This window comes from Pseudoalteromonas sp. RW-H-Ap-1, assembly GCF_048318575.1.
GTDB lineage: Bacteria > Pseudomonadota > Gammaproteobacteria > Enterobacterales > Alteromonadaceae > Pseudoalteromonas.
The window spans coordinates 243,540-257,611 of the sequence record NZ_CP166997.1; the positions used below are offsets into that span (position 1 = coordinate 243,540).

Genomic DNA, 14,072 nt, shown 5'->3' on the forward strand with positions numbered 1-14,072 from the left:
TAGCGCGTTGCTTATTGCCATAAAAATTAGTGCTTAGTAAGGTGTGGAGGATGTTGCAATGCCAAATTTTTTAGCTGTGTAATGCATGAAAGCGCTAAGTCATAATATTCATCATCGCTATACAGTATCTCATTTAACAGATTAATAGATTGTATGAGTGCATTGTGCGCAGCACTTTGTTCGCCTAAAAAGTGAAGTGTGGAGTAAAGGCGCTCTGTAAGTGAGGTAATTTGTATGATTTGTTGTTTATTTGCACAATTATACATTTGAACTAATAAGGACGCACTTTCAAGTGCACACCCCAAGTATGGCAATGCTTGTGAAAATTGGTACCGTTTAAACAGCGCTTCGCCACTTAGCTGCGCGTTTTGAATATCTATAATTGCTTGTTCTGGTTGACATAAAACATGTTGTTTGTGTCGAGCACATAAAAAAGGTAAGGCCATGGTACGTTCCATATCTGTATATTTTTTAAGACTGTAAAACAGAAACCTCTAAACATCAAATGATAATTGTTTTTATTTGCATTTGTAGGTTTGAAGCAGTTTGTTGTGTATACTAACTTCATTGTTTTGATTCTTATTTTTATAAAAACCGATATGAAAAACCCATTTTTAGCACTTGTTTTACTCAGTGTATTATCAGGCTGCAGTATAAACACAGTATCAGTATCTCAAAATTCATCCTTGTATAATTATGGGCTTTATAATGCAAAGGGTCAGCGAGTTAATTCAATATTGTCAGAGTCCACGCTTTTGAATGCCGATGTTGTTTTAGTCGGTGAATGGCATACACACCCCGGTGTGCACTTATTTCAGGCTGAGCTGTTTCAGCAATTAAGCACAAAAAATAAGCCTATTGCCTTATCGCTTGAGCAATTTAGCCGCGCTGATCAGCAAACACTAAACCTTTACCTTGAGAGTAAAATTGGCGAACAATACTTAATTGATAACACTAAAGCTTGGCCTAATTATAAGAGTGATTATCGTGCGTTAGTGGAATTGGCGAAGATGCAAAATAGCGATGTGATAGCTGCAAATGCGCCTAAGCATATTGTTACCTGTATTGGTCGCCAAGGTATTAATTATATTAATAAGCTCGACGCACAGCAGCGCAGTTTTATTGCAAAAGAGATAGATATTTCTCCAAGCCTTTATAAAGAGCGCTTTATGCAATCTATGCATCATGGAACGGCGAGTAAAAACGAAAAACTTTACGCCGCGCAAGTTACTTGGGACGAAACCATGGCTGAGTCTATCGTTAACTATATTAGTCAAAATAAGGGCACGCAGGTTATACATTTAGCCGGTGACTTTCATGTGAAAAATGGTGAAGGCATAGCGCGGTTAATTAAGCGAATTGCCCCAGAGCTTAATGTTGTATGGATATCGCCAGTATCAAAAGTACAACCTGAGCAAAGTGGTTATCAATTAGAAGTTAACGCTTTGCCTGCTCGTTATGTGCAAAAAGCACATCAACAAGCTGCATTTAAAGCTTTAGTCAAGCGAGGCGAGAAAACACAGTGCCAATAATAGGTTGGCACTGTGTTTGTGTAATACACTTTTTAATATTTACTTAAGCGTAAATGTGCCTTTCATCATGGCGTAATGGCCAGGGAAAGAACAAAAGAAAGTGTAATCGGTTCCGGCGGTTAAGCCGCTGGTTTTAAAAGTAACTTCGGTTGCTTTGCCGCCGCCAATAATGTCTGTAGCACCAATCACGCGACTATCATTAGGCTTTATGTAGTGGTTGCTAAGCCCTGCTGCGTTGCCATCTGTGATAATACCTTGCATGTTTTAATCGTAGATAGTACCCAGTTATGACCCATTACATTGGCAGGTAATTTACCTGAGTGGCAAGGGCGTGTTGATCTTTGGTGGTTGAATTTGCAGCAGTGTGTTTGGTTTTTAGGCAAGGCAGAGCCTATGAAGTGTGGTTATTCCACATAAATAGGCGATAACGCAGCATAAATACCAAACATGCGCTGCCCTTCGGGTTCTGCCTAGGGGCGATAAACTCTTTGTTGCCTACATGGATGTAGGTAAGGGGCGTGAGCAGGACGCGGAAGCTTTGCTCGATTTTTACTTAGCCCACTAGGTTACAAATCACGCGCCGCGATTTAATCGCCCCTAGATTGAACAAATCTCAATCCGCAAAGTTCGACACGCCCTAAGTTTAACGGTCACTTTTTTACAGCTTTTAGGGGCGCTTAGTGTTGTAGTTGAAAACTGCATCATATCGTTTGCATCTATATTTAGTGTGCATTCGTCTGCATATGCAGCATTGGCACTCAGTAGCAGTGTAGTGTTGAGTAAGGCTATTAATTTTTTCATACTGTCTCTGCTAGTTGGTTTGAGCTGTTTCGTGCTTGATTTGTTAGGGCTACAAGCGCTTTTCGCACGGCTAATGGGCTATCGCACTCGTTCGCAAAATTAATAAAGTAATTACGCTTGTGGCTTTGTATATAAAAGCCTGTTGATAATAAGCCGCTCATTATTGGGGTGTTATCAGCTACACTGTAGTGCTGCATTAATATCAGCGACATAGCATCTTGATGATCTTCATTCATATGAGTGATCATGCTTTGCTGCTGGCTTTCATCCCACTTTTTAGGCTGGGCTTGCCATTCGTTTTGTTCAAGCCAAAATATTTTTCCAAAACCGCCAATATAACGTACACGGACTACATCTAATTGCCAAAGCTGAAAATCATGCGCATTGCGATAGCTTGCAGCCTCAGGATACAAAGCTATATATTTATCAAGTAGTACTTCGCTTTGCTCTTTTGCCACAATAGAGCCATCACCTACGAGTGTTACCCGCCCATGTTCGTTTTGATCGCCATAATCGGCGGCATCAAAAATAGTCAGACTCATGCGTGAGTCCTGTTTTAGGTTTTTGGTGTGCTGAGCTATGTCACTAATAAAAAAGTAGATGCGGCCTTGTTCGTCACACATATAAGGTGTAACAGAGCCAAACGGATAGCCGCGTAAATTATTTGAAATGGTCGACATTACGCCGGCATGGGTTTTAAAAACGAGCGTACGTGCGTCGTTTAATGCTTGCTCTCTCATGAAAACTCCTGACGTTGAGAAAAAACCATGGGCGCATCGTTATAAGGATGAGGGTTAACGTGCAATTTCATGGCGTACATTTGTTGTAAGTTTTGTGCTGTTAAAACGGTATTTATAGACCCGCTTTGCAGTACTTTTTGGTTGTGTAATAAAATAGCGTTGGTTGCATAAAGGCTTGCTAAATTAAGATCGTGTATAGCAATAATGGCGCTGTTTCCTTGCTCTACAAAGGTTCTAACACAGCTAAGTAAAGCATGTTGATGACGCATATCTAGCGCTGATGTTGGCTCATCGAGCAACATTAATTTAGGCCTCGTTTGCGCAGTAAAAGCATCTAACTGGGCTAATGTGCGCGCCATATGAACACGCTGTTGTTCGCCGCCCGAAAGCGCACTCATTCGACGTGTTAGGTAATGGGTTAAATCCATAAGTGAGGCATATTTTTGAACTTTATTGGCTTGTGTTTTAAGAGACTCTGCATAGGGATAGCGACCCATAGCAATGAGTTCAAATACACTAAAATCAAAGCCAACATGATTACTTTGCATCATTACAGCGCGCTTGCTAGCTAATTGCTCTTTAGAAAATGAATGCAAAGGTTTGGTATTAAATAGTATATTTCCCTCAAAGGGATGCATGCCTGCCAAAGTATGCAGTAAGGTCGATTTACCTGCGCCATTTTCGCCTATCAGAGCAACAAGTTGTCCTGCTTGGATATTGCCGCTAATACCTTCTAAAACACGATGCGTGTTAAAGCCTATATTGAGGTTGTTAAACGTGATCATGACCAATCTCGCTTATTTTTAATGATCAAATATATAAATAGTGGAGCCCCAAGTAACGCCGTTATAATGCCTATCGGCAGCTCCGCGGGCATAACCACCAAGCGTGCTAACCAATCTGAAAGTAGCAACACAATGACACCTAAAAGCATACAAAGTGGCAGCATATTTCGTAAATGAGGCCCAACCATGAGGCGTGCGATGTGAGGGACAACTAAACCAACAAAGCCAATTAAACCTGTTAGCGCAACCACTGCACCTACGCCCAATGCAACTAATATAATGACGTATAATTTAAGCTTGCTGGTATCGACTCCTAAGTATTGAGCTTGTGATTCACCGATAAGAAGTAGATTCATTGGCTCTTTTAATCGCCATAGCCCGATAAGGCTCAGCAAAAGCAAAGGACTCGCCTGTTTTATATTATCCCAACTCGCACCGCCTAATGAGCCCATGGTCCAATAGTTAATTAACCGAAGTGCGCTGTCATCGGCATAAAAACTTAATAGCCCAATAACAGCGAACGCCAATGCATTAATAGCGACACCGACTAATATAAGCGTATTTATATTAATTTGTTTTTGTTGTTTTGAGACTAAATATACCAGCGAAGTTACTGATAAAGCGCCCAAAAATGAGGCATAAGGTAAGTAGTGTTGGGCGTTAAAATTAAATTGTGCACTAAGGGCAATAAAAGCAACCGCGACCATTGCAGCGCCTGCGCTTATACCAATAATAGAGGGATCAGCAAGCGGGTTACGACATAGCGCTTGGGTTGCAGCCCCTGTTTGTGCAAGTACTAAACCCACCATCACTGCAAGGACAAAACGAGGCAGGCGTATTTGTGTAACCACATTGATTTGTAGCGCATCAAATTGACTAAAATGTTCAGGAGCTAGCCATGCAATAGCTAAACGCCAATCCCATCCTGCGGCTCCATAGCCTATGCTAAGTAATGCTAAAGCAAAAATGCAGCCATAACTTAATAGCATCCACTTATGCGGATTACTCAGTGTTATGGCGTTAAAACGATTCAAAGTTAACGTGCTCATAAGCGTGTTTTATACTCATGCAATGCTTGAATCGCAGTTGCAATACGCGGCGACATGCCCAGTGAAAGTAAGCTGTCCATGACCAGTAATTGACACTCTTGCGCTGCTTTTAATAAACGAAGTGTAGGCTGTTTACAAAAGGCTTGTTTCCCACCAAGGCTTTGCACAACATGCGCTGGCGCCACTAAAAAATCGGGCTGACTTACAGCCAGTACTTCACTGTTAATTGCTTTAAAGCCTGTATGCGTAGCAGCTATATTGGTAATGCCCGCATAATTAAACAGCAAGTTGGGCACCGTTTCTTGTCCTGCTGCGACGAGCCCACGCTCATTAGCTGAAAGTAAAAACAAAGCGTTGTGGGTCTGTGTTTTTGCTTTAGTAGGTAACGATTTTTTTATTTTAGTAATTAGGTTTTGAGCTTTTAGGTTTGCATCTAAATCACTACCAAGATACTTAATTAGCGCAAGCAGTTCATTTACAGATGTCGGCTTTTTATAGTGAATAACCTTCACTCCGGTCGCTTCTATTTGCTTTAGCGCCTGCTCTCTTCCTGCACCTTCAAGTGCAAGTAACGTAGTTGGGCGCATTGAAAGCACTCCCTCAGCGGCTAGGTCTCGATAGTAACCTACCTGTGGCAACTGTGTTGCTTGTTGCGGATACATACTTGATTGGTCAACCGCGACTAAACTATTTTGTTTTTCTAGTGCGTAGATTATTTCAGTTAATGTGCCGCCAGCACTGATCACACGCTCTTTCGCGAGTGCTGATTGAGTGGCTAAAGCCAGAAAAAAATTAGGTACTTCATAACAAACTCCGATTTTATTTTTTAGTATTATAACCACTTTAATCTAAATGAAAATGATTATCATAATCAATTGATCTTATTTTGGGTTAGTTGTACCATTTAAAAGTAAATAATAACTATTATCATTTGGAGTGGAGATGAATCCCTTTTCTTTTAAATTTACAGCATTAGCCTCTTTGTTAATTAGCTCTGGTAGTGCACTGGCCGAAAATGTTATTGACGATCATATTGTGGTTAGTGGCTCTCGTTTTGAACAAAAGCTTGAAGATGTGACTGGCTCAGTAACGGTTATTACCGAACAAGATATTGAGCGTCAGCTCGCTGTAGATTTACAAACTATGTTTAAATACGATCCAAGTATCTCAAGTACTGGCAGTGGCGCAGGCGCGCAAACATTAACTGTACGAGGTGTTGGTGGCAACAGAGTTGTTTTTATTAAAGATGGAAGACGCACAAACGATGGCTACGCTGGCGGCGGCGGTTATTTAGTGGGTCGAAACTACTTTGATGTTGCGGGTGTTAAGCAAGTTGAAGTTGCAAAAGGGGCGGCATCATCGCTATATGGTTCTGATGCACTAGGGGGAATTGTAGTAATAACAACTAAAGACCCGAGTGATTATTTAGCGGATCAACAAAGCTTGGTAAAAGTAGCGTTAGGCTACCAAGGCCAAAGCAATCAGGTTGCTGCTGATATTACAGCAGCAAAAGATTTAGGTGACTTTGCTATTAGCGCTGTTTATAGCCATCGCGATAGTGAAGAAGTACAAAACTACGTTGAAGATTTACCAGGTTTCGATGCCCGCTCGGACGCTTTGCTGCTTAAAGTTGAGCAAAAACTTGATGAAAAACGCACCCTTAAGTATACCTTAGATTACTTTAATCAAACGACAGAGCAAGTAATCACTCCATCCATTCAAGAAACCGAGGACGAAGATACAAATATATCATTTGCACTCGATTATGATTCAGATATGGCAACAGCCATATTTGATAAATGGTATGGGCAGCTATCCTATAGTCGTTACGAGCAACAAAGTGACCAAATAAGCGCAACTAATAATTACACCGATTATAATGACTACGGGTTTGAGCAAGATATTTTAGGCTTAAAAGCGGTATTTAGTAAGGAAGTTAAAGGAGAAAATACCGAGCATGAATTTGTCTATGGAGTAGATATTGATTTATATGATACTACTCGACCACGTTTAAAAACCCGTGTATTAAATGATGGTACTGTTGATTTTACGAATGAAAAACAAAAAGCATTTCCTGGCGCCGATACTTCTTTAGTTGGTGTATATATGCAAGACAGTATTAAATTCAATGAGACTGATTGGTCGTTAGTTGCAGGTATTCGTTACGATTATTATGCACTTGAAGCAAAAAAAGATGCGCTATACGCTGACGCCGAGCTTAACGATATTACCGAGTCTGCGTTTTCACCAAAGCTGGGTGTGATTTATCAGGTAGACGATAATTTATCTTGGTATGGACAATATGTTCGAGGCTTTAAAATACCACCACATGACCAAGCTTATCAAAGCCATGGTGTTGAGCCATTTTATCAAATATTACCAAATGCAGATTTAGACCCTGAAAGCAGTGACTCATTTGAGATCGGATTAAGATACGCAAGTAGCGATATTAGCGTAAATCTAAGTACTTTTTATGCTGCCTATGATGACTTTATCGAAACGGCAATTGCGGGTGTTGAACCAACTTATATTCCTAATGTAAATAAAACATTTTACCAATATCAAAATATTAGCGAAACCCAGATCAGCGGTGTAGAAGCTGGTATTGCTATGTATGTTACCGACGATATTTTATTAGAAGCTAATGTTGCTTACGTGGATGGAGAAAACAAAGACTCTGACCAGCCACTTACTAGTATTAGCCCGTTAAATGGTTCTATTTTAGTCAGCACTGAGTTTGGCAATGTTAATTGGACCGCTGCTTGGCGTTTAGCTAAGGCGCAGTCTGATGTAGTACTTGATACTAATGGTAATAAAACAACACAAGGCAACGGTTATGGGGTTGTTGATTTATATGCTAATTATCAGTGGCAAGCATGGCAAATGAATGTAGGTTTACTTAACTTACTTGATAAAGAGTACGTACCGTTTGAACTTATTGCTGGTCAATCCAAAGGCACTGATTTTAGCCAATATAGCCAACCAGGACGTAATTTTTCGGCTCGGATAAGCTATCAGTTTTAATTAATATTAAAAGTTGTATATATACCAATTGGCATAAATATCTGAATAATTTAATGGATTGAATTTTTCTATGTCTAAGCTGATTGATATAAAATAGCACTTGAAAATTAATATACAAAACATAGCGTATTTAGCCATAGTGTAAAGGGGGTTTACGCCCCCGTATTTTTATAAAATAAAGATGACACCCATCTTTTATAAAAAAATAAAGATGACACCCATCTTTAACTTTTAATCAATTAATTTAATTAGCAGCCTAATTTTAAAAACACTTAAGCTAATAGCATATTTAAAATTAATAATTGAGGTTGTTGTAAAAGCATACTGTTTTTCATGTAATTAACTAAATTATAAGCATAATTAAAGCTGCATCGAGGCAGTTTTAATTTGATAAAGAAGATTTTAGGTTAAAAGCTTTTTACAATTACTATAATTTGCTCGTCGCTTTCTATTTAAATTCTCGCAGCGTTAAAGTAAAGATGACACCCATCTTTAATTTTTAGTCAATTAGCTTAATTAGCAGCCTAATTTTAAAAACACATAGGGTAATAGCATATTTAAAGTTAATAATTGAGGTTATTGTAAAAGCATACTGTTTTTCATGTAATTAACTAAATTATAAGCATACTTAAAGCTGCATCGAGGCAGTTTTAATTTGATAAAGAAGGTTTTAGGCTAGAAGCTTTTTACAATTACTATAATTTGCTCGTCGCTTTTTATTTAAATGCTCGCAGTAACTTACATGTGATTGCGGCTTGCCTACAGCGCCGTGAAATACGCGGGTAAAGTCAGTAGTGATTTTTAACCAATTCTCTGCTGATATGTTCACTCTTTCTAACAAAGGAAGTTGTGTGTTTTCAATAAACCCGGGCTTGTCATCGCGAATAATTCGTCCTGTGAGCTCGACTAGTTCAAGGTAACATTTAAGCTCGAACGGTAAACCTCTAGGCATAAATTTACGGGGGTTACCTGCAAATTTTAAAAGCTGTTTAGGTTGCTTTGCATTTTTAGCATCCTTAATACGCTTTTGCACACTGGTGAAATTTGAGTCTTCAGGGGTTTTAGCTACTTTTGCTCTTATTGGGTTTAAATCAACGTAAGCCATACATGCTGCAAGGGCTGCTTCATCAAGAAGTGCTTGTGATTTAAATCGTCCTTCCCAAAACCGGCCAGTACATTTGTCTTCTTTATTAGCTTTTCGTGCTATGTGTTCGTTTAAAACGCGCATAAACCAGCTAATGCTAGATAATCGTATTCGGTATTCAATAATAGTTTGGCTTAAAAAGTAGCGTTCAGTGTTGCTAAGCTTTTCACCTTGTAAAAATTTTTGCGTTAGTGGCGTACCTTTACATAGCTTATGCCAGCGCAACACTATGGCTTTGTCATTTAACCTATTTGCTTTTTTGTCATTAACATAAAGCACAATATGCGTGTGATTACTCATAACTGCATAAGCACATAGATCAATACAAAATATTTTAGCTAGTCTAAATAGCTGTTGCTCTACCCAGCCCCTTCTGTGTTCGTAAGATTTACCCGTTAAGGAATCTTCGCCGCATAAATAGGCATGGCGTACACACCGGGAAATGCAGTGATAGTATTTTGTATCTGCCAAACTTACTTGACGTTTTCTTGCAATAGCTATGTAGCACCTGTTTGTTTATTGAGCTAATTAAACTTTAGTTGTTTAATAGTGAAAGTTCAAAATTTACGGTGGGTGTCTTTATAAATAAGGTTATCTTTATTAACTCAAATAGTGCTGTAAAAAATAAATTACTAGTAGTATTTTTGTAAGGAATTACTTAATCTTTAAGCATATAAAAAGTAGTAATTAATCTTAATTTTGGAGCCTACGTGTTAGAAGCATTATTTGTATATGGTACTTTGTGCCCTGGCCGCCCAAATGAACATATTCTTGCCAATATTGGCGGCACTTTTGAAGAAGGCAGTGTAGTAGGTAATTTAATTAATGAAGGCTGGGGTGCCAAAATGGGCTTTCCTGCACTGGTATTAGATGAGTCAGGCCAAGAGATAAAAGGCTATGTATTTAGCTCTACTAGCCTAGAAAATCATTGGGCAGAGCTCGATGAGTTTGAAGGCGAAGCTTACTCTCGTATATTAACGCAAGTTAAGTTACACAATGGTGAGTATGTTCAGGCAAATTTGTACACACTTAATGCAAAGTAATACTTTATAAAACCAGTGCTTTTAAAGCTAAAAAGCGCTGGCTATTTATAAGTTAATTAACTGCAAAGTCTTTTATTTCTAAATAGCTTGGTACGCTTTTAAAACATGCTTCTAGCTTGTTTTTAAGCGCCTTGGTTGTCGAAGTATTTATTGCAACATCACACTTTAACTCCCCGTAATATTCACCTTTATTAAGCGGCACTAAGCTTAACGAGTCATAGCTTGGCTTGCTTTGTATTTTATGAATTACCAAACCTTGCTGCGCTGTTAGCTTTATTAACTCAAACGCATTTATGTGTGCTTTATTGGTCGTTATTTTTTCAACGTATAGTGGGTTTTTAAAAGTTAGTTTGGTTGTAAAAAGTGATTTGCCTCCGCGCTCAAAATGGCCGTTAAATACAGTTACATTTAAGGTGGGTGTCTTTTTATTTATTAATAAATTTAGGTCAAATTTGGTTGGTAAAATGGTGATCTGATTTTGCTCGGTTGCTGCTCTTTTTAAAACTCCTTTGATTATATTTAGGTGGGTTTCACTTGTCGTTACTTCATATACTATTTGGTAGTCGTGTGGGGGGGCGTATAAAGGCATGTGGCTGGCAAGTACTTTATTGCCTGCCAATATAAGCGCCATACCATGAAATCCCAGATAGCTATGTGCTTTATGTGTGTTGTGTGAATTGTGTTGAGGTGTATTTGCAAGCGCTGCGCTCGACAATAAAATAAAAAATAGCAGTATGTGTTTCATGGTAATGCTCAAAAATAAATATAGCGCTACTATATGCTGTTTTTTATGTATAAATAATCGATAATAAGTTGTTAGTTGTTTCCTTTTAATCAACACGGTTTGGCGCTATGCATTTTAATGACATTGAAAAAGTAATACATATGGCAAGTTCACAAAATCTGCATACAACCGCTAAATATTTTAATATTACCCCAGGGGCGCTGTCTAAAACGCTAAAAAAGGTTGAGGCAAACTTAGCCACGGAGCTGTTTAACCGTGTAGGTAAAACCTTAGTGCTTAATGATAAAGGCAGAGAGTTTGTAAAGCACAGTAGTGATCTAGTTCATAATTACCAGCAGCTTACTAGCCGTTTTAAAAGCGATAATCATAAATTTAATGCGGTTATTGCTGGCCCTGCAATTTTACTGAAAAGCGGCCTTAAAAAGCTGCTTACACCTCTTAGCCTTCTGCCCTGCTCGGTGCGTATTAATAATGTGTTTGAAGGTGAAGCGATAAGCCAAGTGGCGTCGGGCTCGGCGCATATTGCGCTAGTTACTCGCGAGGCATTAAATAATAGCTCATATACTAATTTAGTGGCGGTTAATGTATTTAATACTGGGTTTAGTGTGGCTGCAGCCCCTGCGCATCAGCTAGTACAAAAAGGTGTATTAACGCTTAATAAAAACCAATTACTGCACGCGGCTTTTGCATGCCCTTTGTTTTCACCGCTGTGCGGCTTAGAGCAAGGTATAGGCTCCGACGGCTGGCAAGATGAAATTGCTCCGCGCAATATTGTATTTAGATGTAGCGACTACAGTGCGTTAATAGAGGTGGTTCAAAGTGGTTTGGGTTTGGCGTATTTACCTAACTTTGTAATTGACGATTTAGGGCTTACAAAATTAACTGTAAAGGGGGTTAACAATGACTACAATGAGGACATTGTCATTATATACAAACCATCAAAGGCTGATGGGTGGCTTAACAAACTTATGCACGCTTTATAAAAAAAGCGCCTTAACCACTACATTAAGACGCTTTGGATGAAAAGCTAAATAACAAAGTCGGGTTAAAATAGCTAATCGGGACTATGAAATTGTTAGAATTGATACGCTAATGACATCTTAAATTGAGTAGGCGCACCGGGGTAAACCCATAATGCGTTGTAGCTACTTTGTGCGTAATCTTCATCAAAAATATTGTTAACGCTAATATTTAACTTGGTGCGCTCGGTTAAGTTTACCTGCCCAAAAATACCAACTAGTTGATAGCTTGGTAAGTTAAATGTTAAATCGGCGGCATCGCCTAATCGCTCACTGGTGTACTGATAACTGGCACCTAGTTCTAGCTCTTTGCTAAGAACGGCCGTTTGATGGCTAAGCGTTAGATTTAAGTTATTTTTAGGCACATTTACTAATGGGCTGCCTTTTTTGATTGGCACGCCCCAATCAGCATTTATTATGTCGTTTGCCGTACTGGCATCTATATAAGCGTAAGATAAATTAAACTTTGTATCATCAGTAATATAAGTACTTAAATCGAGTTCAATACCTTTACTGTTTGCTTTACCAATAGGCGCTGAAAAACCAACGTTTACAGGGTCGGCTACTAACATATTACTTTTAGTGGCATCAAATAATGCTAGGGTACCCGCTATGCCTTGGTAGCTAAATTTAGCACCTACTTCAAATGAGTCACTGTATTCAAAGCCAAATGGGTCGCCATTTGCATCTGTGCCACTTAATGGTAAAAAGCCTTCTGAGTAACTGCTGTATAAGGTTACAGCGTTGTTTAGTTCATATACTAAGCCTACTCGCGGACTTACCTGGCTTTGTGAACTGCTTGAAAGCACACCACTTTTGGTTTCTAAAATGTCTTGATCTACGCTATCGAATCTAAGGCCAACTAACAGCTTAAATTTATCAGTCAGATCCATTTGATCTTGAACGTATATACCATAAGCATCTTGCTGTTCGTTGTTTTCGTAGAGTAAACCTACTTCAGGACGCGCAACGTTATAATTAGGCTGATAAATATCAACTGTGTAGGTGCCGTTACCGCCACGATAACGATAAAGTCCAGTGCGTAAGTCGTATTTGTATGCGTCGGCTCCAATTAATAAGTGATGGGTAATTCCTGCGGTATCAAAATGCCCACTTAGCTCAAATTTAAGGCTAGTATCATCAACTGCGTAATCGCGGTAGCGCTGTTGGCGGGTAAGTGTGCGGCCATCATCGAATAATGATTGGCGTGAGGGTGCAAGTTCAGCATCAGACGAAAACCCAGTTAATGTAGAGCTACGGTAGTTTGCGCCTACAACGAGTGACCATTCATTATTTATATCGTGATTTAAAGTCACTTGGTGACCACGAGAATATACTTGCGTGTCACCATCGTTAGGATTGCCTAAATAGCGCGAGCTAGGAACAGTATTAAAACTATCATTAAGTACAACAACCCCACGGTCAAATAGCTGGGCTAAATCAACGTATTCAAATTCATAAGTGATGCTGGTTGAAGCGTTTATTTGATGATAAATAGATGGCGTAATCACCTTTTTATGGGTGTACACCTCATCGCGGTAGCTGTCGCTATCTTGCCATGCGCCATTTATTCTAAATGCTGTGTTATCGCTAATGCCGTTTGTATAGTCACCTTCAACGCGATTAAAGTTATCACTACCTAAGCTAAGCTTTAGCTCACCCTGTTGCTCAAATTGAGGTTTTTTGGTTACGATATTTACTGTACCGCCGGGCTCTGAGCGCCCGTATAGTGCAGAGCCTGGGCCTTTTAATACTTCAATGTACTCAATGTTTGATACATCACGAGGGCCGCTGAATCCGCGTCCACCGCTAAAACCATTAATTAAGTAACCCGATGGCATGTTTTCGTTACCCGATAATCCACGAATCGAAAAGCTATCCCATAATGCGCCACTGTTATTTTTACGTGAAATACTGGCAGAAAAATCCAGCGCATCTTGTAATTGAGTTATTCCTTTTTGATCAAGTACCGCTTTATAGAGGGTTTCGATTGATTGTGGCATTTGTTTTTGAGGAATATCGCCTCGGTAAGCTTGTTTATATGTAACCGCAATTTTCTCTATTGGTTGGTTTTGGGCAATGCTTTGTGCGCTTGCACTTAAGCAGGCTAAGTAAATTAATGAGTACTTCATAAAATGCTTTCTGGTAACGTTATATTATAACCAAAACTATAACATGTGTTACTTTATA

At 39.1% G+C, this 14,072-nt stretch carries 13 protein-coding genes and 1 pseudogene; 4 read left to right on the forward strand and 10 right to left on the reverse strand.

All coding sequences use genetic code 11. The annotated features are described in order from the left end of the window. Window positions 1–26: 26 nt before the first annotated feature. Window positions 27–446: a hypothetical protein gene (locus tag AB8618_RS17560; protein ID WP_409426025.1), complete on the reverse strand. Its 420-nt coding sequence runs from the start codon at window positions 444–446 to the stop codon at window positions 27–29. A gap of 153 nt (window positions 447–599) precedes the next feature. On the opposite strand from AB8618_RS17560, the gene AB8618_RS17565 reads away from it, so the two are divergent. After that, window positions 600–1,532, forward strand: a complete 933-nt coding sequence (locus AB8618_RS17565; RefSeq protein WP_409426026.1) for a ChaN family lipoprotein — start codon at window positions 600–602, stop codon at window positions 1,530–1,532. Window positions 1,533–1,574: 42 nt separating this feature from the next. On the opposite strand, the pseudogene AB8618_RS17570 reads toward AB8618_RS17565, so the two are convergent. The 6 genes and pseudogenes from AB8618_RS17570 to AB8618_RS17595 form a co-directional block, all read right to left on the reverse strand. Continuing rightward, a pseudogene (locus tag AB8618_RS17570) lies at window positions 1,575–1,927 on the reverse strand (hypothetical protein); the annotation flags it as partial. Between the two features lie 202 nt (window positions 1,928–2,129). After that, window positions 2,130–2,333 (reverse strand): hypothetical protein, encoded by a 204-nt coding sequence (locus AB8618_RS17575; RefSeq protein ID WP_413403394.1) that lies wholly within the window; start codon window positions 2,331–2,333, stop codon window positions 2,130–2,132. Beyond that, window positions 2,330–3,073 carry a HugZ family protein gene (locus tag AB8618_RS17580; protein WP_409426029.1) on the reverse strand — a complete coding sequence of 248 codons (744 nt, stop codon included), beginning with the start codon at window positions 3,071–3,073 and terminating at the stop codon, window positions 2,330–2,332. Before AB8618_RS17580 ends, AB8618_RS17575 begins: the two co-directional genes overlap by 4 nt. Beyond that, window positions 3,070–3,858, reverse strand: a complete 789-nt coding sequence (locus tag AB8618_RS17585; RefSeq protein ID WP_409426030.1) for a heme ABC transporter ATP-binding protein — start codon at window positions 3,856–3,858, stop codon at window positions 3,070–3,072. Before AB8618_RS17585 ends, AB8618_RS17580 begins: the two co-directional genes overlap by 4 nt. Then, window positions 3,855–4,907: a FecCD family ABC transporter permease gene (locus AB8618_RS17590; protein WP_024602445.1), complete on the reverse strand. Its 1,053-nt coding sequence runs from the start codon at window positions 4,905–4,907 to the stop codon at window positions 3,855–3,857. The genes AB8618_RS17585 and AB8618_RS17590 overlap by 4 nt, the downstream gene beginning before the upstream one ends. Continuing rightward, window positions 4,904–5,749 carry a heme/hemin ABC transporter substrate-binding protein gene (locus tag AB8618_RS17595; RefSeq protein WP_409426031.1) on the reverse strand — a complete coding sequence of 282 codons (846 nt, stop codon included), beginning with the start codon at window positions 5,747–5,749 and terminating at the stop codon, window positions 4,904–4,906. Before AB8618_RS17595 ends, AB8618_RS17590 begins: the two co-directional genes overlap by 4 nt. A gap of 100 nt (window positions 5,750–5,849) precedes the next feature. On the opposite strand from AB8618_RS17595, the gene AB8618_RS17600 reads away from it, so the two are divergent. Further along, entirely contained in the window at window positions 5,850–7,931 is a 2,082-nt protein-coding gene (locus AB8618_RS17600; RefSeq protein ID WP_409426032.1) for a TonB-dependent hemoglobin/transferrin/lactoferrin family receptor, read from the forward strand. Window positions 7,932–8,601: 670 nt separating this feature from the next. Here the strand turns inward: AB8618_RS17600 and AB8618_RS17605 are convergent. Continuing rightward, entirely contained in the window at window positions 8,602–9,576 is a 975-nt protein-coding gene (locus AB8618_RS17605) for a transposase (RefSeq protein WP_409426129.1), read from the reverse strand. Window positions 9,577–9,785: 209 nt separating this feature from the next. Here AB8618_RS17605 and AB8618_RS17610 point away from each other — a divergent pair, with 209 nt between their 5' ends. Beyond that, window positions 9,786–10,118: a gamma-glutamylcyclotransferase family protein gene (locus AB8618_RS17610; RefSeq protein ID WP_409426033.1), complete on the forward strand. Its 333-nt coding sequence runs from the start codon at window positions 9,786–9,788 to the stop codon at window positions 10,116–10,118. 52 nt (window positions 10,119–10,170) lie between these two features. Here the strand turns inward: AB8618_RS17610 and AB8618_RS17615 are convergent, their stop codons facing one another. Then, window positions 10,171–10,863 (reverse strand): hypothetical protein, encoded by a 693-nt coding sequence (locus tag AB8618_RS17615; protein WP_413403399.1) that lies wholly within the window; start codon window positions 10,861–10,863, stop codon window positions 10,171–10,173. A 140-nt stretch (window positions 10,864–11,003) separates the two neighbouring features. Between AB8618_RS17615 and AB8618_RS17620 the strand changes: the two genes are divergently transcribed. After that, entirely contained in the window at window positions 11,004–11,846 is an 843-nt protein-coding gene (locus tag AB8618_RS17620; RefSeq protein ID WP_413403401.1) for a LysR substrate-binding domain-containing protein, read from the forward strand. A gap of 92 nt (window positions 11,847–11,938) precedes the next feature. Here the strand turns inward: AB8618_RS17620 and AB8618_RS17625 are convergent, their stop codons facing one another. Further along, the gene (locus AB8618_RS17625) at window positions 11,939–14,014 is read right to left on the reverse strand and encodes a TonB-dependent siderophore receptor (protein ID WP_413403403.1); all 2,076 of its coding nucleotides are present in this window, start codon (window positions 14,012–14,014) and stop codon (window positions 11,939–11,941) included. Window positions 14,015–14,072 lie beyond the last annotated feature (58 nt).

What these genes read in the sequence shown, in the direction of transcription:
- AB8618_RS17580 (WP_409426029.1), bottom strand. Translation starts at nt 3,073, where the DNA reads ATGAGAGAGCAAGCATTAAACGACGCACGTACGCTCGTTTTTAAAACC.
- AB8618_RS17575 (WP_413403394.1), bottom strand. Translation starts at nt 2,333, where the DNA reads ATGAAAAAATTAATAGCCTTACTCAACACTACACTGCTACTGAGTGCC.
- AB8618_RS17625 (WP_413403403.1), bottom strand. Translation starts at nt 14,014, where the DNA reads ATGAAGTACTCATTAATTTACTTAGCCTGCTTAAGTGCAAGCGCACAA.
- AB8618_RS17615 (WP_413403399.1), bottom strand. Translation starts at nt 10,863, where the DNA reads ATGAAACACATACTGCTATTTTTTATTTTATTGTCGAGCGCAGCGCTT.
- AB8618_RS17565 (WP_409426026.1), top strand. Translation starts at nt 600, where the DNA reads ATGAAAAACCCATTTTTAGCACTTGTTTTACTCAGTGTATTATCAGGC.
- AB8618_RS17590 (WP_024602445.1), bottom strand. Translation starts at nt 4,907, where the DNA reads ATGAGCACGTTAACTTTGAATCGTTTTAACGCCATAACACTGAGTAAT.
- AB8618_RS17600 (WP_409426032.1), top strand. Translation starts at nt 5,850, where the DNA reads ATGAATCCCTTTTCTTTTAAATTTACAGCATTAGCCTCTTTGTTAATT.
- AB8618_RS17560 (WP_409426025.1), bottom strand. Translation starts at nt 446, where the DNA reads ATGGCCTTACCTTTTTTATGTGCTCGACACAAACAACATGTTTTATGT.
- AB8618_RS17585 (WP_409426030.1), bottom strand. Translation starts at nt 3,858, where the DNA reads ATGATCACGTTTAACAACCTCAATATAGGCTTTAACACGCATCGTGTT.
- AB8618_RS17620 (WP_413403401.1), top strand. Translation starts at nt 11,004, where the DNA reads ATGGCAAGTTCACAAAATCTGCATACAACCGCTAAATATTTTAATATT.